The following is a 20498-nucleotide window of genomic DNA, read 5'->3' as shown; positions in this document are numbered from 1 at the left end:
GCGCCCGGATCGCCCGGGCTCTCACGAGGAGCCCCGGGCCGCACCTGGAGGGATGACGATGACGTACACCCAGACCCGAGCCGAGGGATCCTCGGCCTCGCACCCGGATCGAGGGCCCGTGCCCGACGCGTCGCTCGCCGACATCGACGACGTATCCCGCGTGCTCGACCCCGACGGTACCCGCGTCGCCGACGCCGAGCTCGATCCGTGGATCCGCGACCTCTCGCCCCACGAGCTGCGCGCCCTCCACCGCGACATGGTCCTCACCCGGCGGCTGGATGCCGAGGGCGTCGCCCTGCAGCGTCAGGGACAGCTCGCGCTGTGGGCCCCGTGCCGCGGCCAGGAGGCCGTGCAGGTGGGCACCGCCCACGCCCTCGCCCCCGGCGACTTCGTCTTCCCCAGCTACCGCGAGCACGGCGTGCTGCTCGGCCGCGGCGCCCAGCCCGCCGATTACGTGCTCGCGTGGCGCGGCGAGGAGCACTCGGCCTACGATCACACGACGATCAACGCCGCTCCTCCCCAGATCATCATCGGCGCGCAGTCGTTGCACGCCACCGGCTGGGCGATGGGCGCGCAGCGCGACGGATCGACCGACGTCGCGGTCGCGTATTACGGCGACGGCGCCACGAGCCAGGGCGACGTCAACGAGGCGATGGTGTTCGCCTCGTCGTTCCGCGCTCCGGTCGTCTTCGTCTGCTCGAACAACCAGTGGGCCATCAGCGAGCCGGTCACCGTCCAGGCGAAGTATCCGATCGCCGGCCGGGCGCCGGGCTTCGGCATCCCGAGCATGCGCATCGACGGCAACGACGCCCTCGCGTGCGTCGCCGCGATGCGGTGGGCCCTGGACCGCGCCCGCCGCGGCGAGGGGCCGTCGTTCATCGAGGCGGTGACCTACCGGATGGGGCCGCACACCACCAGCGACGACCCCACCCGGTATCGCGACGCCGGTGAGGTGGACGCGTGGGCGCAGCGCGACCCCATCGCCCGCCTCGAGGCCTACCTGCGCGCCGAGGGGATGCTCGACGACTCGGGCCTCGACGAGGTCGCCCGGGCCGCCGATGCGCTCGCCGCGGACGTGCGGGCCGCGTGCATCGGGGCCACCACCCGCGCCCCCGAGACGATGTTCGACCACGTCTACGCCGAACCCCACAGCGGCATCGACCGGCAGAAGGCGGAGTACGTCGAGTACCTGGCGGGGTTCGGGAAATGACCGCGCTCACCCTCGCCTCCGCGATCAACGCCGGCCTGTCCCGGGCTCTCGAGCGCGACGAGAAGGTCCTGCTCATGGGGGAGGACATCGGCAAGCTCGGCGGCGTCTTCCGCGTCACCGACGGACTGCAGCAGCGTTTCGGCGCCCAGCGCGTCGTCGACACCCCGCTCGCCGAGGCGGGCATCGTCGGCACCGCGGTCGGCCTCGCGCTGCGCGGCTACCGTCCCGTCGTCGAGATCCAGTTCGACGGCTTCGTCTACCCGGCCTTCGACCAGATCGTCTGCCAGGTCGCCAAGCTCCACTACCGCAGCAACGGTCGGATCCGGATGCCGCTGGTCATCCGCATCCCGTGGGCCGGGGGTGTGGGTGCGGCCGAGCACCACTCCGAGTCGCCCGAGGCGTACTTCGTGCACACCGCGGGTCTGCGCGTCGTCGCCGCGTCGAACCCGCAGGACGCGTACGTCATGCTGCAACAGGCGATCGCGTCCGATGACCCGGTCATCTTCTTCGAGCCGAAGCGCCTGTACCACTCCAAGGGCGAGGTCGATCTTGATGCCGACCTCGCCGACGCCCCGCCCCTGCATCTCGCCCGGGTGGCCCGCGAGGGCACCGACGCGACGATCGTCACCTATGGCGCCCAGGTGCGCACGGCCCTCGATGCGGCGCTCGCCGCCGAGGACGAGGGCCTCTCGCTCGAGGTCATCGACCTGCGATCGCTGTCGCCGATCGACATGAACACGGTCGCGGCATCCGTGCGCAAGACCGGACGCGTCGTCGTCACCCACGAAGCCGCCCGCGAGGCGGGGGTCGGCGCCGAGCTGGTCGCGAGTATCACCGAGCAGTGCTTCCACTATCTCGAGACGCCCCCGCAGCGGGTGACCGGACACGACATCCCGTATCCGCCGTCGAAGCTCGAGAAGCATCACGTGCCGGATCTGGACCGCATCCTGCACGCGGTGGACCGGGTGCTCGAGCGTGGCGAGGGGGTGCTGCGATGATCGCCGAGTTCCGTCTTCCCGACCTCGGCGAGGGCCTCCCCGAAGCCGAGATCGTGCAGTGGCACGTCGCCGAGGGCGACACCGTCACCCTCAACCAGACGATCGCCGAGGTCGAGACGGCCAAGGCCATCGTCGAGATCCCCTCTCCCTACGCCGGCACCGTTCAGGGCCTGCACGCCGCGGCCGGAGACGTCGTCGAGGTCGGCTCCCCCCTCGTGTCGTTCGAGGTGGAGGGGGCGGATGCCGGTACCCCGGCGGCGCCGGCCCCCGCGGCGGAGGGGCACGCCGTCGAACAGGTGGTGGGCGATTCCGCCGAGGTGCCCGCCGACGACATCGCGGCGCGGGCGACGCCGAACCTCGTCGGGTACGGCGCCGCCCCGAGCTCGGGGTCGCGTCCGCGCCGCCGAGCCCGTGGCGGCGGCACGGTCACGATCGACCCCGACACCGCGGTGCGCGAAGCGGCGCCGCACGACGTGCTGCGGACCGGGCCCATCGACCTCCCGCTCGAGCGGCCTCGATCGACGCCGCCCGTCCGCAAGTTCGCGAAGGACCACGGCATCGACCTCGTGCTCGTCGCCGCCGCCCACCCGGGCGAGACGGTCACGCGCGCCCACGTCGAGGAGTACGCGGCGCGGCTCGCGACCGCCCCGAGCGCTCCCGTCGCCGCGCCGACCTCACCCGTGCCCGCGGACGACCGCGTCACGCGCACGCCGATCCGCGGGGTGCGCAAGCACACGGCGGCGGCGATGGTGCAGAGCGCCTTCACCGCTCCGCACGCGACGACGTTCCTCACGCTGGACGTCACCGCGACGACCGAGCTGCTGGCATCCCTGAAGTCGGACCGTGCTCTCGACGGACACAGGATCGGGCTGCTGGCGATCGTCGCGAAGGCGGTGTGCCTGGCCCTCGGGCGCACGCCCGCGTTGAACGCGAAGTGGGACGAGGCGGCGGGCGAGATCGTCGAGCACCACTATGTCAACCTCGGGATCGCCGCCGCGACCGACCGCGGTCTCGTGGTGCCGGTGATCCCGGACGCCGACCGCCTCGACCTCGTCGACCTCGCGGACGCGATCGCCGATCTCGCCACCACCGCGCGCGCCGGGCGCACCGCCCCCGCCGCGATGACGGGCGGGACGTTCTCGATCACGAACGTGGGCGTGTTCGGAGTGGATGCCGGAACCCCGATCCTCAACCCCGGAGAGGCCGGAATCCTCGCCGTCGGCGCCCTGCGGCGCACGCCATGGGAGCATCACGGCGAGATCGCCCTGCGCGACGTGCTGACCCTGAGCCTGTCGTTCGACCACCGGTTGGTGGACGGGGCCGAGGCGGCGCGCTTCCTGACCGACGTCGCCGGCGTGCTGCGCGAGCCCGGGCGGGCGATGCTGCTGCGCTGAGGCGGTGGTCCGGGCTGCGGTTCGGGCCCGCACGGACCGGGTGCCGGGGGAGTGGTCGCCCTCGGCACCTCCGTCGCGCGCGGGGCGTGTTCAGTGTCCAGAACACCCGGATGCGATGCGGGGGGCGTCCGGGTTTCTTGGACACTCGAGCCCGGCCCCGAGGGCGAGGTGCCCCGGGCGGGCCGGGTGGATGCCGCGACTCAGGCCGTCAGCGCAGCCAAAGCCATGCGGGTCAGGGTGAGGCGGACGCGGGATGCGGGCACTCCGCGCACGCTGTGCGGCGTCGAGTTGATCAGGCCGAAACAGGCGAGGGCGCGCACGCGGCGTTCGGCCGGGGTCTCGGCATCCGGATCCACCGCCGCGAGAGCGGCGGTCCACACCGCGACGTAGGAATTCTGCAGCTCGCGCACGGTGCGGCGGTCGTCGGGGGAGAGGCGGTCGAGGTCGCGGTCCTGCACGCGGATGACGTCGGCCTCGGCGAGCGCGAAGGCGACGTGGAAGTCGACGAGAGGCCGCAGCGCCGCGGATGACGCCGGCGCCCGGATCACGAATCGCTCGCCGCCGGGGAGATCGCGGGGCGGGGCATCGCCGGGGACGCCGGCCGCCGACTGCGCGGCCACCGCCCGACCGCCCGCGAGCAGGCGTTCGCTGACGTCGACGAGGATCGCGCCGAGCAGCGCCTGCTTGCTCGAGACGTGCCGGTACACGGCGGGACCGCTCACGCCCGCCGCTTCGCCGATGTCGCCGAGGGTGACGCCGTCGAAACCGCGCTCGGCGAACAGGCGCGCCGCGGCGGCCAGCAGCGACGCCCGGCGGTCGGCCTTCGCGCGGTCGCGCGCGGTGCCGGGCGTGGACGGAGGCGCCGCGCCACCCGCCTCCCCGGCGCCGGCCGGGGGCTTCTCTTCTGCTCTTGTCATCGGCATCCGCTCGGGCTAGCCTGGCATCTCAGTTAGCCAACATTAACTGAAACCCGGCCGTTCGGGAACGATCCCGACGGCGACGACGGTGCCGTCGACGACGCGGCACCCAGACGGAGCCGCCATGAGCACTGCACCGATCACCGAGACGGCACCGGCCGCGCCGACCCAGCGCGACCTCGCCGCGGAGCTCCGGGCCACCCTTGCCCGTGCCGCGCGCGGAGGATCGGATGCCGCCCGCGAGCGCCACACGGCCCGCGGCAAGCTCCTCGCGCGGGACCGCATCGACCGGCTGCTCGACGAGGGCAGCCCCTTCCTGGAGGTCGCGCCGCTCGCCGCGCACGGGCTGTACGACGGTGGAGCGCCCGGAGCCGGCGTCGTCGCGGGAATCGGTGTCGTGCACGGGCGCCACGTGATGGTCGTCGCGAACGACGCCACGGTGAAGGGCGGCGCGTACTTCCCGCTCACGGTGAAGAAGCACCTGCGCGCGCAGGAGATCGCGCGCGAGAACCGCCTTCCCTGCGTCTACCTCGTCGACTCGGGCGGGGCGTTCCTGCCGATGCAGGACGAGGTGTTCCCCGACCGCGACCACTTCGGCCGCATCTTCCGCAACCAGGCGCAGCTGTCGGCCCTCGGCGTCCCGCAGATCGCCGCCGTCATGGGCTCGTGCACCGCGGGCGGCGCCTACGTTCCCGCGATGAGCGACGAGAGCGTGATCGTGCGGAACCAGGGCACGGTGTTCCTCGGCGGTCCGCCGCTGGTCAAGGCCGCGATCGGTGAAGACGTGACCGCCGAACAGCTCGGCGGCGGCGACCTGCATGCCCGGCGCTCGGGGGTGGTCGATCACCTCGCCGACGACGACGAGCACGCGCTCGAGATCGTCCGCGACATCGTGCGGACGCTGCCGCCCACCCCGGCTCCCGTCTGGGCGGTCGAACCGGTGAGAGACCCCGTCCGCGAGCCCGCAGATCTCTACGACATCGTCCCCGTCGACGTCGCGCAGCCGGTCGACATGCGCGCGATCATCGACACGCTCGTCGACGCCGACTCGCTGCACGAGTTCAAGGCGCTGTACGGCGAGAGCGTCATCACGACCTTCGCACGCCTGCGCGGCCACCCCGTCGGCATCATCGCGAACGACGGCGTGCTCTTCAGCGAATCCGCGCTCAAGGCCGCGCACTTCATCGAGCTCGCCGACCAGCGCGGCATCCCCCTGCTCTTCCTCCAGAACATCACCGGGTTCATGGTGGGCCGGGATGCCGAGGCGGGCGGCATCGCGAAGGACGGCGCCAAGATGGTCACCGCCGTCGCCTCCACCCGCGTCCCCAAGCTCACCGTCCTCGTCGGCGGCTCGTACGGTGCCGGCAACTACGCCATGTGCGGCCGCGCCTACGACCCCCGATTCCTGTGGACCTGGCCCTCGAGCCGGATCTCGGTCATGGGCGGGGCGCAGGCGGCATCCGTGCTCTCGACCGTGCAGCGCGATCAGCGCGCCGCGCGCGGCGAGGAGTGGACGGATGCGGACGACCGGGCGTTCCAGCAGCCCATCCGCGACCGGTACGAGGAGCAGGGCAGCCCGTACTACGCCACCGCCCGCCTGTGGGACGACGGAGTGATCGACCCCGCCGACACCCGAACGATGCTCGGCCTCGCGCTCGACGTCGTCAGCCGCGTTCCGCTGGCCGACCGGGGCTTCGGCCTCTTCCGGATGTGACCATGAGCGTTCCCCTCTTCTCGACCGTCCTCGTCGCCAATCGCGGCGAGATCGCGCGCCGGGTGTTCCGGACGCTCCGCCGTCTCGGCATCCGTTCGATCGCCGTCTTCACCGACGCGGATGCCGACGCCCCCCACGTCCGCGACGCAGACCGCGCCGTGCGCGTGCCCTCGTACCTCGACGTCGAAGCGGTGGTCGCGGCCGCAGTGTCGTCGGGGGCGGAAGCCGTGCACCCCGGCTATGGGTTCCTCAGCGAGAACGCCGCCTTCGCCCGTGCCTGCGTCGCGGCCGGGATCGTCTTCGTGGGCCCGGGGGTCGAGGCGCTCGAGGTGATGGGCGACAAGATCCGCGCCAAGGAGCACGTGGCCGCGCACGGGGTGCCGACGGTCCCGGGGTTCTCGGCGACGGGGTTGAGCGACGACGAGATCGCCGACGCAGCCGACCGTGCCGGATACCCGCTGCTGGTGAAGCCCTCCGCGGGCGGGGGAGGCAAGGGCATGACCGTCGCCGCCGACGCGGGCGCGCTGCCCGACGCGCTCGCCACCGCGCGCCGCGTCGCGGCCGCCGCGTTCGGCGACGACACCCTGCTGCTCGAGCGCTTGCTGGAGCGCCCGCGCCACATCGAGGTGCAGGTGCTCGCCGACGCGCGCGGGACGACTCTCTCGCTCGGCGAGCGCGAGTGCACCCTGCAGCGGCGCCACCAGAAGGTCATCGAGGAGGCCCCCTCGCCCGTGGTCGACGCCGCGACCCGCGCGCGGCTCGGGGAGGCGGCCGTCGCCGCTGCCCGCAGCGTCGGCTACCTCGGCGCGGGCACCGTGGAGTTCCTCGTCGCCGGCGACCGGCTCGACGAGCCGTTCTTCATCGAGATGAACACGCGTCTGCAGGTCGAGCACCCCGTGACCGAGATGGTCACCGGCATCGACCTCGTCGAGCAGCAGCTGCGGGTCGCCGCCGGGCTCGCCCTCGACCTCGGCGAGATCCGCCTCGACGGACACGCGATCGAAGCGCGCGTGTACGCCGAGACGCCGTCGCGCGGCTACCTCCCGGCTACCGGGACCGTGAGCGTCTGGCATCCCGGATCCGCCCGCGTCGACAGCGCCGTCGAGAGCGGCACAGTCGTCAGCTCGCTGTACGACCCGATGATCGCCAAGGTCATCGCCCACGGCCCCGACCGTGAGACCGCGCTCGCCCGCCTCGACGCCGCGCTCGCCGAGACGGTCGTGCTCGGCGTGGACACGAACATCGCCGACCTCCGGGCCCTGCTCGCCGACCCCGCGGTGCGCGCGGGAGACCTCGACACCGGACTGTTGGATCGGCGCGGGACGCCGGATGCGGTCGAGCCGCCGGCGGTCGCGCTCGCCGCGGTGGCACGTCGGATCGTGGATGCCGAGAACCCGGACATCGACGGCGTCTGGGGCCGCGTCGGGGCGTGGCGGGCCGGGGGAGCGGCGAGCCGGCGCACGGTGTCGCTCGAAGACGACGCCGGCCGGGTGCACGAGGTCGCGCCGGGCACGGCTGACGGCGCCGTCGTGACGGGTGGTCCGGTCGAGTACTGGGTGCACGCCGACGGCGGAGCGTACCGGCTGCGGGTGGTCTCGCGACGGGATGCCGCCGCGCGTCGCCGGGCCGCCGCGGGCCGGGCGCCCGGTGCCGTGGACCCCGACCTCGTCGCCCCGCTTCCCGGAACGGTCGTCGCCGTGCACGTCGCCGACGGCGACACCGTCGAGGCGGGCGCCCGCCTCCTCACCATCGAGGCCATGAAGATGGAGCACACCGTCGTCGCCCCGCACGCCGGCACCGTGCGGCTGCGCACGTCGGCGGGCGCGCAGGTCGCCCGCGATGCCGTGGTCGCGACGGTGGCCCCCGTGGCCCCCGGTGGCTTCGACGGGCTCAGCCACCTCGCGCCCCAGGTCCCTGAGCCTGTCGAAGGGCCCGGTACCCCCGCCCGCCCCGGACCGCACGATCACGCCGGCACTCCGGCATCCACCCCATCCCACAAGGAGATCCACCCGTGAGCATCGACAGCCAGCAGGCCTTCACCGACGACGAGCGCGAACTGAGCGCGATGGTGCGCGAGTTCGCCGACGAGGTGATCGCGCCGCGCTCCTACGAGGCCGACCGCGCCCACGAGCTGCCCCTCGACCTCGTCGAGCAGATGGGCGAGCTCGGACTGTTCGGACTGCCCTTCCCCGAGGAGGTCGGCGGCCAGGGCGGCGACTACGCCAGCCTCTGCGTCGCGATCGAGGGTGTCGCGCGCGTCGACCAGTCGATGGCGATCACCCTCGAAGCGGGAGTGGGCCTCGGCGCCATGCCGATCCACCGGTACGGCACGCCCGAGCAGAAGGCGGAGTACCTGCCCGACCTCGTCGGCGGGCGCGCGCTCGCCGGATTCGGACTCACCGAGGCCGAGGCGGGCAGCGACGCCGGGGCCACCCGCACCACCGCGAGGCTCGAGGACGGCGAGTGGGTGATCGACGGCTCGAAGCAGTTCATCACCAACTCGGGCACCGACATCACCCGGTTCGTGACCGTGACCGCGGTGACCGGGCGCACCGACGCCGGTCGCCCCGAGATCTCGACCATCATCGTGCCCAACGGCACGCCCGGGTTCACCGTGGGTCCCGCGTACGACAAGGTCGGATGGAACGCCTCCGACACGCACCCGCTCACGTTCGACGGCGTGCGCGTCCCCGAGGAGAACCTGTTGGGGCAGCGCGGGCACGGCTTCAAGAACTTCCTGCGCACGCTCGACGAGGGACGCGTCGCGATCGCCGCCCTCGCGACCGGGGCAGCCGAGGGATGCCTCGAGGCCGCGGTCGACTACGCCCGCAGCCGCACCGTCTTCGGCGAGCGGCTCGCCACGCGCCAGAGCATCCAGTTCCTCCTCGCGCGCATGCACGCTCGCGTGCACACCGCACGCCTGGCCTGGGTGCACGCCGCGCGCCTGTGCGACGCCGGCAAGCCGTTCTCGGTGGATGCCGCGGTGGCCAAGATGACCGCGAGCGACGCCGCCATGGCGAACGCGCGCGATGCGACCCAGGTGTTCGGTGGCAACGGCTTCATCAACGAGTACCCCGTCGCCCGGCACTACCGCGACTCGAAGATCCTCGAGATCGGCGAGGGCACCACTGAGGTGCAGCTCATGGTCATCTCGCGTGCTCTGGGGCTCACGGGTACCGTGGCGGCATGATCGAGCAGCGCGGCCTGTTTCTGGAGGAGTTCGTCGTCGGCGAGAGATACGGGCACCGCCCCGGGAGGACGGTGACGGATGCCGACAACGTGCTCTTCACCACCCTGACGATGAACGCGCAGGCGCTGCACCTCGACGCGGCGTTCGCCGCGACCCAGCCCTTCGGCAAGCCGCTGGTGAACTCGATGTGGACGCTGTCGACCCTCGTGGGCCTGTCGGTCGCGCAACTCACCCAGGGAACGCTCGTCGCGCAACTCGGGCTGACCGACGTGAGCTTCCCGGCCCCGCTGTTCGTCGGCGATACACTCATGGCCGAGACTGAGATCGTGTCGGTGCGGCCGTCGGCGTCTCGCCCGGGACAGGGGGTGGTCGTCATGGCGCACACCGGCCGCTCGCAGAACGACGAGGTCGTGGCGACCGCGACCCGCACGGTGCTCGTGTGGGCGCTGGAGGGGCGGGCATGACCTTCGACCTCGGCCCGGCGCTGCTCTTCGTCCCCGGTGACCGGCCCGAGCGGCTCACCAAGGCCCTCGAGCGGGCGGACGCCGCGATCCTGGACCTCGAGGATGCGGTGTCCGCGGATGCCAAGCCCTCGGCGCGCGCGGCGATGATCGCCGCCGACCCGGATCCGGAGCGCGTCATCGTCCGCGTGAACGGGCCCGAGACGCCGGACTTCGCGCTCGACCTCGAGGCGCTGGCGCGGACCCGCATCCGCCGCGTGATGGTGGCGAAGGCCGAGGACCCGGCATCCCTCGTTCCCCTCGAGGCATACGAGGTGATCGCGCTCTGCGAGACGGCGCGGGGTGTCGTCCACGCGGAGCAGCTCGCGGCGCTGCCGCAGGTGTTGGCGCTGATGTGGGGCGCGGAGGACCTCGTCGCGAGCCTCGGCGGCACGTCGAGCCGTCGCGACGACGGCGGCTACCGCGACGTCGCGCGGCTCGCGCGGGCGCGCGTGCTGCTCGCGGCGGGGGCGTCCGGCAAGCGGGCGATCGATGCCGTCCACGTCGACATCGCCGACCTGGACGGACTGTCGGACGAGGCACGGGATGCCGCGGCCTCCGGGTTCGCGGCCACCGCGTGCATCCACCCGGGGCAGGTCGCGACCATCCGCGCAGCCTATGCCCCGTCCGTCGCGCAGGTGGCATGGGCGCGAGGGGTGCTCGTGGCCGCGGAGGGGGAGCGGGGAGTGTTCCGCCACGAGGGGCGCATGATCGACGAGCCGATCCTCCGCCACGCGCGCTCGGTGGTGGCGCGCGCGGGGTAGCCCTAGCTCGCGACGCCCGCGTAGGCCAGCATCTCCCAGCGGTCGCCGTCGATGCGGAACGTCGTCGCGGAGCAGTTCGGCAGACGCTCGCCCTCGCGGGGGAATTCCCCGTCGGTGGCGAACATGATGACTTCGCGGATGAGCGCCCCGTGCGCGACGGCGATCACGTCGACGCCCTCGGGAGCGGATGCCACGGCCTCGGCGATCGCGGCGAGCGCGCGCTCGCGCACGACCGGCCAGGTCTCGGCTCCGGGGACGTCGGCCGCGTGCCACGGGCCGTAGGTCTTGTAGAAGGTGGGCGCGTCCATTCCTTCGGCGTCGCCGTACGAGCGCTCCTGCAGGCCGGGGTAGCGGTTCGCCACCGTCGTGCCGAGGGCCGCAGCGATGATGTCGGCGGTCTCGGCGGCGCGACCCAGGTCGCTCGAGACGACCACGACCTCCCGGCCGGCGTACTCGGCGGCGAGGGTGTCGGCGATGCCGCGCGCCTGCAGGCGACCCGTGTCGTTCAGGGGGATGTCGGTCGACCCCTGGATCCGCCCCTCGTAGTTCCACGCGGTCTCGCCATGTCGCACCAGAGTCAGGATCGTCACCGTTCGAGCCTAACCGGCGGGGAACGAGCGGGCCTCCAGGGTCGTGCCTGCGGGATACCCCGCCAGTCGAGGCGACGTCGTGAAGAGAGCGAGCGCGTCACCCCCTGGGGCGGTCTTGCGCGTCCTCGGGGCACTCGATCGGGTGGGCCGTCACGGGTCGCGTACCGAGATCGTAGGTGCGACAGGCGCGTCCCCAGGCGGGGCGGGTGGCGGGGAACATCAGACCGCCCTCGCCCCAGTGGTAGTACACGGCGACCGACACCGAAACGTCCGTCGCCGAGAGGAACGTCCACTCATACGGGCTCTCGTTCGCCCTCCCCGCGATGACGCCTTGCTGCAGCGCCGTCTTCACCGCATCGGTGCTGCCGGGCACGGCGGCCGCAGTTGAGATCGCCGTCACCAAACTGTGGTCGGCGAATCTGGCCGCCTCCTCGTCTTCGAGGACGCCGGGCGGTTCGCCGACGAGGCGCCCGATCGCGATCAGGGTCGCGAGAGCGGCGAGCAACAGGACAGTTTTCCGGCGACGACGGCGCACAGGGGTCGTTCGGGCGTTCGTGGACGCGATCATGATCTGACGCTCGAGCGACTCCTCAGAGCAGCCCCGGCAACCTCTCGGCGAAGGCCCGCAGCACCGCCGTCGTGCCGCCGTCGATCTTGACCGCGGCACGCTGGTCGGCGCGGGTCTCGCCGCGGTTGACGATCACGACGGGCAGACGCTTGCGCCGCGCACGCTCCACGAGACGGATGCCGGAGTTCACCACGAGCGACGAACCGGCGATCACGAGGGCCTCGCTGGTGTGCACGAGCTGCTCGGCCTCGCGGAACTTCTCGACCGGGATGTACTCGCCGAAGAACACCACGTCGGGCTTGAGCGTGCCCCCGCACACCGAGCACGTCGGCACGACGAAACCGTCGGCGGACGCGGGCGTCACGTCGCCGTCGGGACCGAGCTCGACGTTCTCGGGAAGACGGATCCACGGGTTGTCGGCCTCGACCCGCTCGGCCAGATCGCGCCGGTCGAACACCTGACCGCACTGCAGGCAGCCCACGCGGCGCATCGTGCCGTGCAGCTCCACGACACGGCTGCTGCCGGCGCGCACGTGCAGGCCGTCGACGTTCTGCGTGACGACGCCGTTGGCGACCCCCGCCTGCTCGAGGTCGGCGAGAGCGCGATGACCGTCGTTGGGCTCGGCCGCCGCGAACACCTGCCAGCCCAGGTGGCTGCCCACCCAATAGCGGCGTCGTGCCTCGGCACTCGACAGGAACTGCTGGGCGGTCATGGGCGTGCGGGTGGGGGCGCCTTTGCCGCGGTAGTCGGGGATCCCGGAGTCGGTCGACACGCCCGCACCGGTCAGGACGGCGATGCGACGGCCGGCGAGCACCTCCACGGCCCGATCGATGGATGCCGAGAACCCGGCATCCTCCGTCGTGTCGGTCATGCACACCTCCGTCCCGTCCGAGTCTATGGCGGGCCGCCGACACCGGCTCGCGCGGAGTGCCCCGCGGGGGCGGTATCCGACGGGTCGGCCCCGCGCATCCCCGTGATCCGCGGGGGACCGCCGTCGATACTGGAGGGATGAGCTCCTTCCCCCGGCCCGCCATGCTCGACGTCACCTCGCTCCGCCGCGTGCGACCGTGGGGCGGCGACCTCGTCGACATCGCCATCGACGGGGGACGGATCACCGCGATCACGCCCGCGGCGAGCGACCCGATCGGCATCCGCGAATTCGACGGGCGCGGTCTGCTCGCCCTGCCGGGCATCGTGAACGCCCACGCGCACGTCGACAAGTCGTGGTGGGGGCTGCCCTGGCAGTCGTACGGGGGCGAGGGGTCGACCGAGGGGCGCATCCGCCACGAGCGGGAGCAGCGCGACGCGCTCGGCATCCCCTCTCTCGAGCGGTCCGCTCTCGTGCTGCGCGAGCTCGTGCGTCACGGCACCACCGCGATCCGCACCCACGTCGACGTCGACAACGGGGTGGGCCTGCGCGGAATCGAGGCGGTCGAGGAAGCGGCGGCCGCGTACGACGGCGCTCTGGACGTGCAGATCATCGCCTTCCCGCAGGACGGGGTGCTGCGCCGCCCGGGTGTGCTCGACCTGCTGCGCGAGGCCGCGGACCGCGACAGCGTGACGGGGGTCGGCGGTCTCGACCCCGCCTCGATCGACCGTGACCCGGTCGGGCAGATCGACGCCCTCACGGCGCTCGCCGCCGACACCGGCGTCGGCCTCGACATCCACCTGCACGACCCGGCCGAGCTCGGCGCCTTCCAGATCGAGCTGCTCGTGGAACGCACCGGGCGACTCGGCCTCGGCGGCCGGGTGAACATCGCCCACGGCTTCGCACTCGCCCAACTGGAACCCGCGCGTCGCCGCGACCTGCTGGCCGCGATGGGCGAGGCCGGGGTGTCGATGACCACCGTCGCTCCGCTGCGTCTCGCGCAGCTCCCGCTCGCCGAGCTCGACGCCGCCGGAGTCCGCCTGGGTCTGGGCACCGACGGCATCCGGGATCTGTGGAGCCCCTTCGGCACCGGAGACACCCTCGGCATCGCGTGGCAGTACGCCCGCGCCGGCGGGCTCGTGCACGACGACGACCTGCTGCGCGTCGTGCAGCTGGCGACCAGCGCGGCCGCCTGGGCCGTGGGACGCGAGGTGCACGACCTCGTCGAGGGAGCGCGCGCCGACATCGTCCTCGTGGATGCCGAGAACCCCATGGACGCGCTCGTCCGCCAGCCTGAGCGGGCCCTGGTGATCGCCGGGGGTCGCGCGCTGCACGTGGCGTGAGCGCCGGGCGCGGCATCCCGTCGCGCCCGCTCTCGTCCGCCGACGTCGATCCCGCCTCCCGCTCCTCGCGCCCCCGCTCTCGTTGAGTGTCCAAGAAACCCGGACGAATTGCCGAACCGTCCGGGTGTTCTGGACACTCGAGGTCGGGTGCGGCCGGGGGCGCCGCGCGGGTGGGCTACCCGGGTTGAGTGTCCAAGACACCCGGGTGCTTTCGAAATTCGTCCGGGTGTTCTGGACACTCGAGGTCGGGAGCAGGGCGGACGGGGCGCCAGGGAGAGGTCGGGCTGGGAGGATGGGACGATGCCCGTCATCGCCCTGGACTCCGCCGACGACCCGCGCCTCGCGGACTACCGCGACCTCACCGACGTGTCACTGCGGCGGGTGTCGGAGCCCGCGGGAGGGCTGTACATCGCCGAGTCGTCGAAGGTGCTGGACCGCGCGCTGCGGGCGGGGCACCGGCCGCGTTCCGTCCTCGTGCAGGACAAGTTCCTCGCCGACGCTCTCGCGCTCGTCGGGGCGGATGCCGAGGTCTACGTCGTCCCCGCCGAGATCGCCGAGCAGGTGACGGGGTACACCGTGCACCGGGGGCTGCTGGCGTCCATGCATCGTCCGGTCCTGGCATCCGTGGAGGAGACCGTCCGCGACGCGAGACTCGTCGTGGTGCTCGAGGACATCGTCGATCACACCAACATCGGAGCCGCGTTCCGTTCGGCGGCTGCTCTCGGGGCGGATGCCGTGCTCGTCACGCCCCGCTGCGCCGATCCGCTCTACCGGCGCAGCGTCCGCGTGAGCATGGGAACGGTGTTCCAGGTGCCCTGGACGCGGCTGCCGGAATGGTCGGAGGCGAAGCCGCTGCTGCACAACGCCGGGTTCCACCTCGCCGCGATGGCGCTGTCGGACGACGCCGTGAGCCTCGACGACTTCTCGGCCGCGGGACACGAGCGCGTCGCCCTGCTCATGGGGTCCGAGGGTGACGGTTTGAGCCGCGGGGCGCTCGCCGCCGCCGATACGGTCGTGACGATCCCGATGGCCGGGGGAGTCGACTCGCTCAACGTCGCCGCCGCGAGCGCCGTGGCGCTGTGGGAACTGGGTCGCGCCCTGCGCTGAGGTCATGACCGAAGGGGTCACCGTCATTCCGCCGGCGGAAGCCCCTCGAACGCACGCTCCCGGATCCACCTCTCCGACTCCGCGGCGGCACGCACGCGCGGGTCGGGGTCGTTCTCAAGCGCCTCGATCACGTCTTGGGGTAGATCGTGCTCCCCGGCGAGGTACCAGCGATCGACCACGGACCCCTCGCGCAGCACACGCCGCGCGCGCTCATCGTCGCGGGGGAGCCCCTCGGGCGGTGTGTCGGCGCGTTCGATCGCCAGGTGCAGGTGCGAGGGAAGCGTTCCGGGCCCGGCGGGGGTCTCACCGGCGGTGAAGAGGGACACCACCACGTCTGGCCCCTCCCACACCAGCCAATCGATCTCGTCCTCGTCCCAGCGCGGGTCGTCGACGGCCCAGGTCGACCAGTCCGGCCCCTCGGAATCGAACGTCCAGCGGTTCGGCTCGGCCTTTATCGCCGCGGCGACCGCCCGGGCCGCCTCACGAACCGCATGCGCGGCCCCGTCGAAGAACACCGAGACATTCGGCGCCCACGCCGACGACAGCAGATCCCAGCCGTCGGCGGCGAAGCGCCCGCTCTCGATCTCGGGCGTCCAGTCGGATGCCGTGAGCACCTCGGCCAATCCCTCCGCGTCCCGCAGCAGCGCGTTCGCGTCGGCAGTGCGCAGCAGCGTCGTCACGGCGTCGGGAAGCGGGGCCACGCGCGTCAGACCTGCGTCTCGCTGGAAGCCGCGGCATCCTGACCCGGCGCGAGGGTCACGACCGGCAGGGGCTCGGGCCGCTTCGCCTGCACGTGGTCGCCGGACGACTGGTGGCGCAGACGCCGGAGCACCCACGGCACCAGGTACGACCGCGCCCACACGAGATCTTTCTCGCGGGCGGCGCGCCACGTGGTGACGGCCTCTGTCTCGGCCTTCATCGGCTCGAGGTCGTTCGGCACGTTCAGTGCCCTCAGCACCATGCGCGCGACCTCGTGGTGGCCCAGGGAGTTGTAGTGCAGGCGGTCGTCGTCGAAGAAGCGCATGTCCTGCACTTCTTTCAGCCCCCACTGATCGGCGACGACGCAGTCGTGCGCGTCGGCGATCGCGCGGATGTTCTCGTTGTAGATCGCGACCTTGCCCCGGATGCCGCGGAACACCGGCGTGAACTCGGTGTCGACCGCCGTGAACACGACCACGGTTGCGCCGTCGCGGCGGAGGCGCCGGACGGCGTCTTCGAACTGGAGCGACACGGCATCGGGGTCGGTGCCGGGGCGGATGACGTCGTTGCCACCCGCCGAGAACGTGATGAGATCGGGCTTGAGCGCGAGCGCCGGCTCGATCTGGTCGGCGACGATCTGCGCGATGAGCTTTCCGCGCACGGCGAGGTTGGCGTAGGCGAAGTCGTCGACCTGCGAGCCGAGAACGGTCGCGACACGATCGGCCCACCCGCGATGCCCCCCGTCGGGCAGGGGGTCGCCGATGCCCTCGGTGAACGAGTCGCCGATCGCGACGTAGCGGCGCCACGGGTGCGGACCGGCGTTGTCGGGCGAGGACGGGGTGCGGGGCGAGCGCGGATCGAGTGTCATCGAAACCTCCGCCTCCAGGCTAACCCCGCCTTCGATCCGGGCAAGAGGAGCGGCGGCGGGCGGGCCCGCGTCTCGCGGCATCGGTGCCTCGTGCGCCGCTGATGAACGCTCTCCGCCGTGGGAAACGCCCTCTTTGTGCGTTTCTCACGCCGGAGAGCGTTTCTCGCTGGTGAGGTGCCGGAACCCTCCGTGACGATCCACAGGGCGACGCGGCGGGGGAGTGCCGTGACCTATCGTTGATGTTCGCGCTCGCGAGGGAAGGAGGTTCGATGCTGGAAGACGAAGCCCGCTCCTCGAACCTCCCCGACGCCGAATCGGCGGCGGCGATCCGCATCGCGTCCCCCGGCCGGGTCGCGAGCCCCGGCCCCGTCGCGTCCCCTGGCCCGGTGGCGTCCCCCGGCCCCGTCGCGTCCCCTGGCCCGGTGGCGTCCCCCGGCCCCGTCGCGAGCCCCGGCCCGGTGGCATCCCCTGGCCCGGTGGCGTCCCCCGGCCCGGTCGCGAGCCCCGGCCGGGTGCCCCCGATCGAGGCACCGTCCGCGGCATCCGCCCGCGCCGACCCCTCCCACGCCACGGCGCCCGTCGCGGACCACCCCATTCCCGGCGTCATGCCCGCGTCGCCCGGGTTCGGCTCCGACACCCCGTCGGCGGCGACCCCCGGACCCGAGTCGGTCGAGCCCCACTTCGGCTCCTTCGCCGCCGAGCACCTCTCACCGTCGTTCCCGCAGCGCGCCCCCTGGGGTACCGCCCAGCGCCTGCGCGCGTGGCAGGCCGAGGCGCTCGACCTGTACTTCGGTCTCGACGGACCCGACGGCGAGGGCAAGGGCCCGCGCGACTTCCTCGCGGCCGCCACCCCCGGCGCCGGTAAGACGACCTTCGCCCTCCGCCTCGCCTCCGAGCTCATGCGCCGCGGCGTCGTCGACCGCATCGTCGTCGTGGCCCCCACCGAGCACCTCAAGACCCAGTGGGCCGAGGCGGCCGCGCGTGTCGGCATCCGACTCGACCCGTACTTCTCCAACCGGCACGTCGCCCCGTCCCGCCAGTACCACGGCGTCGCGGTGACGTACGCCCAGGTGGCCGTCAAGGCCGAGGTGCATCAGCGTCTGACGATGGATGCCAGAACCCTCGTCATCCTCGACGAGGTGCACCACGGCGGAGACGCCCTCAGCTGGGGCGACGCCCTGCGCGAGGCCTACAGCCGCGCGACCAGGCGTCTGCTGCTGTCCGGGACGCCGTTCCGCAGCGACACCGCCCCCATCCCGTTCGTGGAGTACCACCCGAACGCCAAGGGCATCCGCCTCTCTCGCACCGACTACGCATACGGCTACAAGCGGGCCCTCGAAGACGGCGTCGTCCGCCCGGTCTTCTTCCTCGTCTACGCCGGTCAGATGCGGTGGCGCACCAAGGCCGGCGAGGAGATGGAGGCGCAGCTCGGCCAGGACAACACCAAGGACATCACCTCCCAGGCCTGGCGCACCGCCCTCGACCCGAACGGCGACTGGATCCCCGCGGTCCTGCGCTCCGCCGATCGCCGCCTCACCGAGGTGCGCGAGACGGTCCCGGATGCCGGTGGCCTCGTCATCGCGACGGATCAGACCGCCGCGCGCGCATACGCCGCCATCCTCGAGGACATCAGCGGCGAGAAGGTCACCGTCGTCCTGTCCGACGAGGCCGAGGCCTCGGGCCGCATCGAGACGTTCTCGAAGGGGACCACCCGCTGGATGGTCGCGGTCCGCATGGTGTCCGAGGGAGTCGACGTCCCCCGCCTCGCCGTCGGCGTCTATGCCACGAGCGCCTCGACCCCGCTGTTCTTCGCCCAGGCCATCGGTCGTTTCGTGCGAGCTCGACGTCGCGGTGAGACCGCGAGCGTGTTCCTCCCCAACGTCCCGCAGCTGCTCGCCCTCGCGAACGAGATGGAGGCGCAGCGCGAGCACGCCCTCGACCGCGACAGCGACGTGGACGACCAGTGGAACGCCGAAGAAGACCTGATGGATGCCGCCGAGCGCGAGGACAAAGCCTCCGACGCGCTCGAGCAGGAGTTCGAGTACCAGGCCCTCGGCTCGCTCGCGCACTTCGACCGCGTGATGTTCGACGGCCAGGAGTTCGGCCAGCTCGCGGTGCCCGGCACGATCGAGGAGGAGGAGTTCCTCGGCATCCCGGGTCTGCTCGAACCCGAGCAGGTGCACGAGGTGCTCATGTCGCGGGCGACCCGGCAGTCGCGGCACCGGTCGACGCGCGAAGCGAGCGAGAAGGAGAACGGCGGGGACGCACCGAGCGTCGACGACGGGGGTCTCCCCGCTCCTCTGCACCGCACGCTCAAGGAGCAGCGGCAGCTGCTGAACACCATGGTCGGCCTGTACGCCCGCCAGACCGGCGAGCCGCACGGCCTCGTGCACGCGGAGCTCCGGCGCCTGTGCGGAGGCCCGGCCGTGTCCCACGCGACGGTTGCGCAACTGCAGGCGCGCATCGACCTGCTGCGCAAACGCGTGCGGTCCTAGGGCGTTCGAGCGCTCCGCCAGCCACCGCGCGCTGCGGGGTTTCGCGACCCCGAAATGCTGGCATCCGGTCGCCCGGAGCCGCGTGATCACGGGCTTCGGAGTCCCGAAATGCTGTCAGTATCGATCGACGCGCCCGAGGGGGCGGGCCCCGCTCATTACGGTGGGGGGCGACCCGAAGGAGCCCCCGTGACGAACCTCGCCACACCCACCGCCCGCGACCGCCGTCGCTGGGCGCGATATCTCGTCGACGAACGCGCCGAAGCGCGCGTGTACCGCGAGCTCGCGTCGCGTCGGACGGGGGAGGAGCGCGACATCCTGCTCGCGCTCGCAGACGCCGAGGGACGCCACGAGCAGCACTGGATCGACCTCCTCGGGGAGCAGCCGCAGCGCCTCCCGCAGCCGGGGGTCGGCACGCGCCTGCTGGCGTGGATGGCGCGACGCTTCGGCTCGATCTTCGTGCTGGCGCTGGCCCAGAACGCCGAGGCCCGTTCGCCGTACGCCGACGAGCCCTACGCGACGGCCGCGATGGCCGCGGACGAGCGCGTGCACCACGAGGTCGTTCGAGGCCTCGCGGCTCGCGGGCGTCGGCGCCTGTCGGGCACGTTCCGCGCCGCCGTGTTCGGTGCGAACGACGGGCTGGTCTCGAACCTCGCGCTCGTCATGGGCGTCGGAGCCACCGGCGTCGCCCCCAGCTTCGTGCTGTTCAGCGGCATCGCGGGGCTTCTGGCCGGAGCGCTCTCGATGGGCGCCGGCGAGTTCGTCTCGGTGCGCTCGCAGCGCGAGCTGCTCGAGGCCACCGAGGAGAGCGACTTCGCCGACTCCGCCCTGCCGCACCTGGATCTGGATGCCAACGAGCTCGCCCTCGTGTACCGCACCCGCGGCATGGACCCCGACGACGCCCTCGCGAAGGCGCGCGAGGTCGTCACCGCGGCGCGTGCCGGCGCAGCCCCGGTCGCCGCGGCGCCGGGGGAGTCGGCGCACGACGTGGTCGGCAGCGCGTGGGGTGCCGCGCTGTCGAGCTTCCTCTTCTTCGCGTCGGGCGCGATCATCCCGGTGCTGCCGTGGATCTTCGGGCTGTCCGGTTTCGGCGCGGTCGCCTTGGCGCTGGCGCTGGTCGGGATCGCCCTGATGGCGACCGGGGCGATGGTCGGCCTGCTCTCGGGCACCTCGCCGCTCAAGCGCGGACTGCGCCAGCTCGCGATCGGCTTCGGCGCCGCAGCCGTGACGTACGTGCTGGGTCTGCTGTTCGGGGTCTCCGCCGGTTGACGGGCGG

Annotated in this window: 18 protein-coding genes; 12 read left to right on the top strand and 6 right to left on the bottom strand. The window is 72.6% G+C overall.

The window, feature by feature from the left end; genetic code table 11:
* The first annotated feature begins 52 nt into the window (after positions 1–52).
* Genes pdhA through Q9R20_RS14605 form a run of 3 tightly spaced genes read left to right on the top strand, consistent with a single transcriptional unit; the run spans position 53 to position 3602 of the window.
* Positions 53–1210 carry a pyruvate dehydrogenase (acetyl-transferring) E1 component subunit alpha gene (gene pdhA / locus Q9R20_RS14615; RefSeq protein WP_396653698.1) on the top strand — a complete coding sequence of 386 codons (1158 nt, stop codon included), beginning with the start codon at positions 53–55 and terminating at the stop codon, positions 1208–1210.
* The gene (locus Q9R20_RS14610; RefSeq protein ID WP_311250012.1) at positions 1207–2208 is read left to right on the top strand and encodes an alpha-ketoacid dehydrogenase subunit beta; all 1002 of its coding nucleotides are present in this window, start codon (positions 1207–1209) and stop codon (positions 2206–2208) included. The genes pdhA and Q9R20_RS14610 overlap by 4 nt, the downstream gene beginning before the upstream one ends.
* Positions 2205–3602, top strand: coding sequence for a dihydrolipoamide acetyltransferase family protein (locus tag Q9R20_RS14605; RefSeq protein ID WP_311250011.1), 1398 nt, complete (start codon positions 2205–2207; stop codon positions 3600–3602). The genes Q9R20_RS14610 and Q9R20_RS14605 overlap by 4 nt, the downstream gene beginning before the upstream one ends.
* Before the next feature lie 200 nt (positions 3603–3802).
* Here the strand turns inward: Q9R20_RS14605 and Q9R20_RS14600 are convergent, their stop codons facing one another.
* The gene (locus tag Q9R20_RS14600) at positions 3803–4525 is read right to left on the bottom strand and encodes a TetR family transcriptional regulator (protein ID WP_311250010.1); all 723 of its coding nucleotides are present in this window, start codon (positions 4523–4525) and stop codon (positions 3803–3805) included.
* 118 nt (positions 4526–4643) lie between these two features.
* On the opposite strand from Q9R20_RS14600, the gene Q9R20_RS14595 reads away from it, so the two are divergent.
* Genes Q9R20_RS14595 through Q9R20_RS14575 form a run of 5 tightly spaced genes read left to right on the top strand, consistent with a single transcriptional unit; the run spans position 4644 to position 10687 of the window.
* Positions 4644–6233 (top strand): carboxyl transferase domain-containing protein, encoded by a 1590-nt coding sequence (locus tag Q9R20_RS14595; protein WP_311250009.1) that lies wholly within the window; start codon positions 4644–4646, stop codon positions 6231–6233.
* Positions 6234–6235: 2 nt separating this feature from the next.
* On the top strand, positions 6236–8248 hold the full coding sequence (locus Q9R20_RS14590) for a biotin carboxylase N-terminal domain-containing protein (RefSeq protein WP_311250008.1): 2013 nt from the start codon (positions 6236–6238) through the stop codon (positions 8246–8248).
* Positions 8245–9423, top strand: a complete 1179-nt coding sequence (locus Q9R20_RS14585; protein ID WP_311250007.1) for an acyl-CoA dehydrogenase family protein — start codon at positions 8245–8247, stop codon at positions 9421–9423. The genes Q9R20_RS14590 and Q9R20_RS14585 overlap by 4 nt, the downstream gene beginning before the upstream one ends.
* Positions 9420–9887, top strand: coding sequence for a MaoC family dehydratase (locus Q9R20_RS14580; protein WP_311250006.1), 468 nt, complete (start codon positions 9420–9422; stop codon positions 9885–9887). Before Q9R20_RS14585 ends, Q9R20_RS14580 begins: the two co-directional genes overlap by 4 nt.
* Positions 9884–10687, top strand: a complete 804-nt coding sequence (locus tag Q9R20_RS14575; protein ID WP_311250005.1) for a CoA ester lyase — start codon at positions 9884–9886, stop codon at positions 10685–10687. The genes Q9R20_RS14580 and Q9R20_RS14575 overlap by 4 nt, the downstream gene beginning before the upstream one ends.
* A gap of 2 nt (positions 10688–10689) precedes the next feature.
* Here Q9R20_RS14575 and Q9R20_RS14570 read toward each other — a convergent pair whose 3' ends face one another.
* From Q9R20_RS14570 to Q9R20_RS14560, 3 genes are all read right to left on the bottom strand, one after another.
* Positions 10690–11277: a histidine phosphatase family protein gene (locus Q9R20_RS14570; RefSeq protein ID WP_311250004.1), complete on the bottom strand. Its 588-nt coding sequence runs from the start codon at positions 11275–11277 to the stop codon at positions 10690–10692.
* Between the two features lie 97 nt (positions 11278–11374).
* Positions 11375–11782 (bottom strand): hypothetical protein, encoded by a 408-nt coding sequence (locus tag Q9R20_RS14565; protein ID WP_311250003.1) that lies wholly within the window; start codon positions 11780–11782, stop codon positions 11375–11377.
* 85 nt (positions 11783–11867) lie between these two features.
* Positions 11868–12716 carry a Sir2 family NAD-dependent protein deacetylase gene (locus Q9R20_RS14560; RefSeq protein ID WP_311250002.1) on the bottom strand — a complete coding sequence of 283 codons (849 nt, stop codon included), beginning with the start codon at positions 12714–12716 and terminating at the stop codon, positions 11868–11870.
* Between the two features lie 137 nt (positions 12717–12853).
* On the opposite strand from Q9R20_RS14560, the gene Q9R20_RS14555 reads away from it, so the two are divergent.
* The gene (locus tag Q9R20_RS14555; protein ID WP_311250001.1) at positions 12854–14056 is read left to right on the top strand and encodes an amidohydrolase family protein; all 1203 of its coding nucleotides are present in this window, start codon (positions 12854–12856) and stop codon (positions 14054–14056) included.
* Positions 14057–14356: 300 nt separating this feature from the next.
* Positions 14357–15163, top strand: a complete 807-nt coding sequence (locus Q9R20_RS14550; RefSeq protein WP_311250000.1) for an RNA methyltransferase — start codon at positions 14357–14359, stop codon at positions 15161–15163.
* 23 nt (positions 15164–15186) lie between these two features.
* On the opposite strand, the gene Q9R20_RS14545 is transcribed toward Q9R20_RS14550, so the two are convergent.
* Entirely contained in the window at positions 15187–15864 is a 678-nt protein-coding gene (locus tag Q9R20_RS14545; RefSeq protein WP_311249999.1) for a hypothetical protein, read from the bottom strand.
* Between the two features lie 5 nt (positions 15865–15869).
* A complete protein-coding gene (locus tag Q9R20_RS14540; RefSeq protein ID WP_311249998.1) occupies positions 15870–16730 on the bottom strand; it encodes an SGNH/GDSL hydrolase family protein in 861 nt (286 codons plus the stop codon).
* Positions 16731–17335: 605 nt separating this feature from the next.
* Between Q9R20_RS14540 and Q9R20_RS14535 the strand changes: the two genes are divergently transcribed.
* Together Q9R20_RS14535 and Q9R20_RS14530 are read left to right on the top strand one after the other, a co-directional pair.
* Positions 17336–19225, top strand: coding sequence for a DEAD/DEAH box helicase (locus tag Q9R20_RS14535; RefSeq protein WP_311250078.1), 1890 nt, complete (start codon positions 17336–17338; stop codon positions 19223–19225).
* 186 nt (positions 19226–19411) lie between these two features.
* On the top strand, positions 19412–20491 hold the full coding sequence (locus Q9R20_RS14530; protein ID WP_311249997.1) for a VIT1/CCC1 family protein: 1080 nt from the start codon (positions 19412–19414) through the stop codon (positions 20489–20491).
* Positions 20492–20498 lie beyond the last annotated feature (7 nt).

Origin of the sequence: Microbacterium sp. PRF11, assembly GCF_031844085.1 — a bacterium.
GTDB lineage: Bacteria > Actinomycetota > Actinomycetes > Actinomycetales > Microbacteriaceae > Microbacterium.
Note: the sequence above shows the minus strand (reverse complement) of the source record. Positions and strands in the feature narration are given on the sequence as shown.

Bases quoted from the DNA above. Each gene is read 5' to 3' on its own strand.
- Q9R20_RS14590 (WP_311250008.1), top strand. From the start codon at position 6,236: ATGAGCGTTCCCCTCTTCTCGACCGTCCTCGTCGCCAATCGCGGCGAG.
- Q9R20_RS14550 (WP_311250000.1), top strand. From the start codon at position 14,357: ATGCCCGTCATCGCCCTGGACTCCGCCGACGACCCGCGCCTCGCGGAC.
- Q9R20_RS14580 (WP_311250006.1), top strand. From the start codon at position 9,420: ATGATCGAGCAGCGCGGCCTGTTTCTGGAGGAGTTCGTCGTCGGCGAG.
- Q9R20_RS14560 (WP_311250002.1), bottom strand. From the start codon at position 12,716: ATGACCGACACGACGGAGGATGCCGGGTTCTCGGCATCCATCGATCGG.
- Q9R20_RS14555 (WP_311250001.1), top strand. From the start codon at position 12,854: ATGAGCTCCTTCCCCCGGCCCGCCATGCTCGACGTCACCTCGCTCCGC.
- Q9R20_RS14600 (WP_311250010.1), bottom strand. From the start codon at position 4,525: ATGCCGATGACAAGAGCAGAAGAGAAGCCCCCGGCCGGCGCCGGGGAG.
- pdhA (WP_396653698.1), top strand. From the start codon at position 53: ATGACGATGACGTACACCCAGACCCGAGCCGAGGGATCCTCGGCCTCG.
- Q9R20_RS14595 (WP_311250009.1), top strand. From the start codon at position 4,644: ATGAGCACTGCACCGATCACCGAGACGGCACCGGCCGCGCCGACCCAG.
- Q9R20_RS14610 (WP_311250012.1), top strand. From the start codon at position 1,207: ATGACCGCGCTCACCCTCGCCTCCGCGATCAACGCCGGCCTGTCCCGG.
- Q9R20_RS14535 (WP_311250078.1), top strand. From the start codon at position 17,336: ATGCCCGCGTCGCCCGGGTTCGGCTCCGACACCCCGTCGGCGGCGACC.
- Q9R20_RS14540 (WP_311249998.1), bottom strand. From the start codon at position 16,730: ATGACACTCGATCCGCGCTCGCCCCGCACCCCGTCCTCGCCCGACAAC.
- Q9R20_RS14605 (WP_311250011.1), top strand. From the start codon at position 2,205: ATGATCGCCGAGTTCCGTCTTCCCGACCTCGGCGAGGGCCTCCCCGAA.
- Q9R20_RS14575 (WP_311250005.1), top strand. From the start codon at position 9,884: ATGACCTTCGACCTCGGCCCGGCGCTGCTCTTCGTCCCCGGTGACCGG.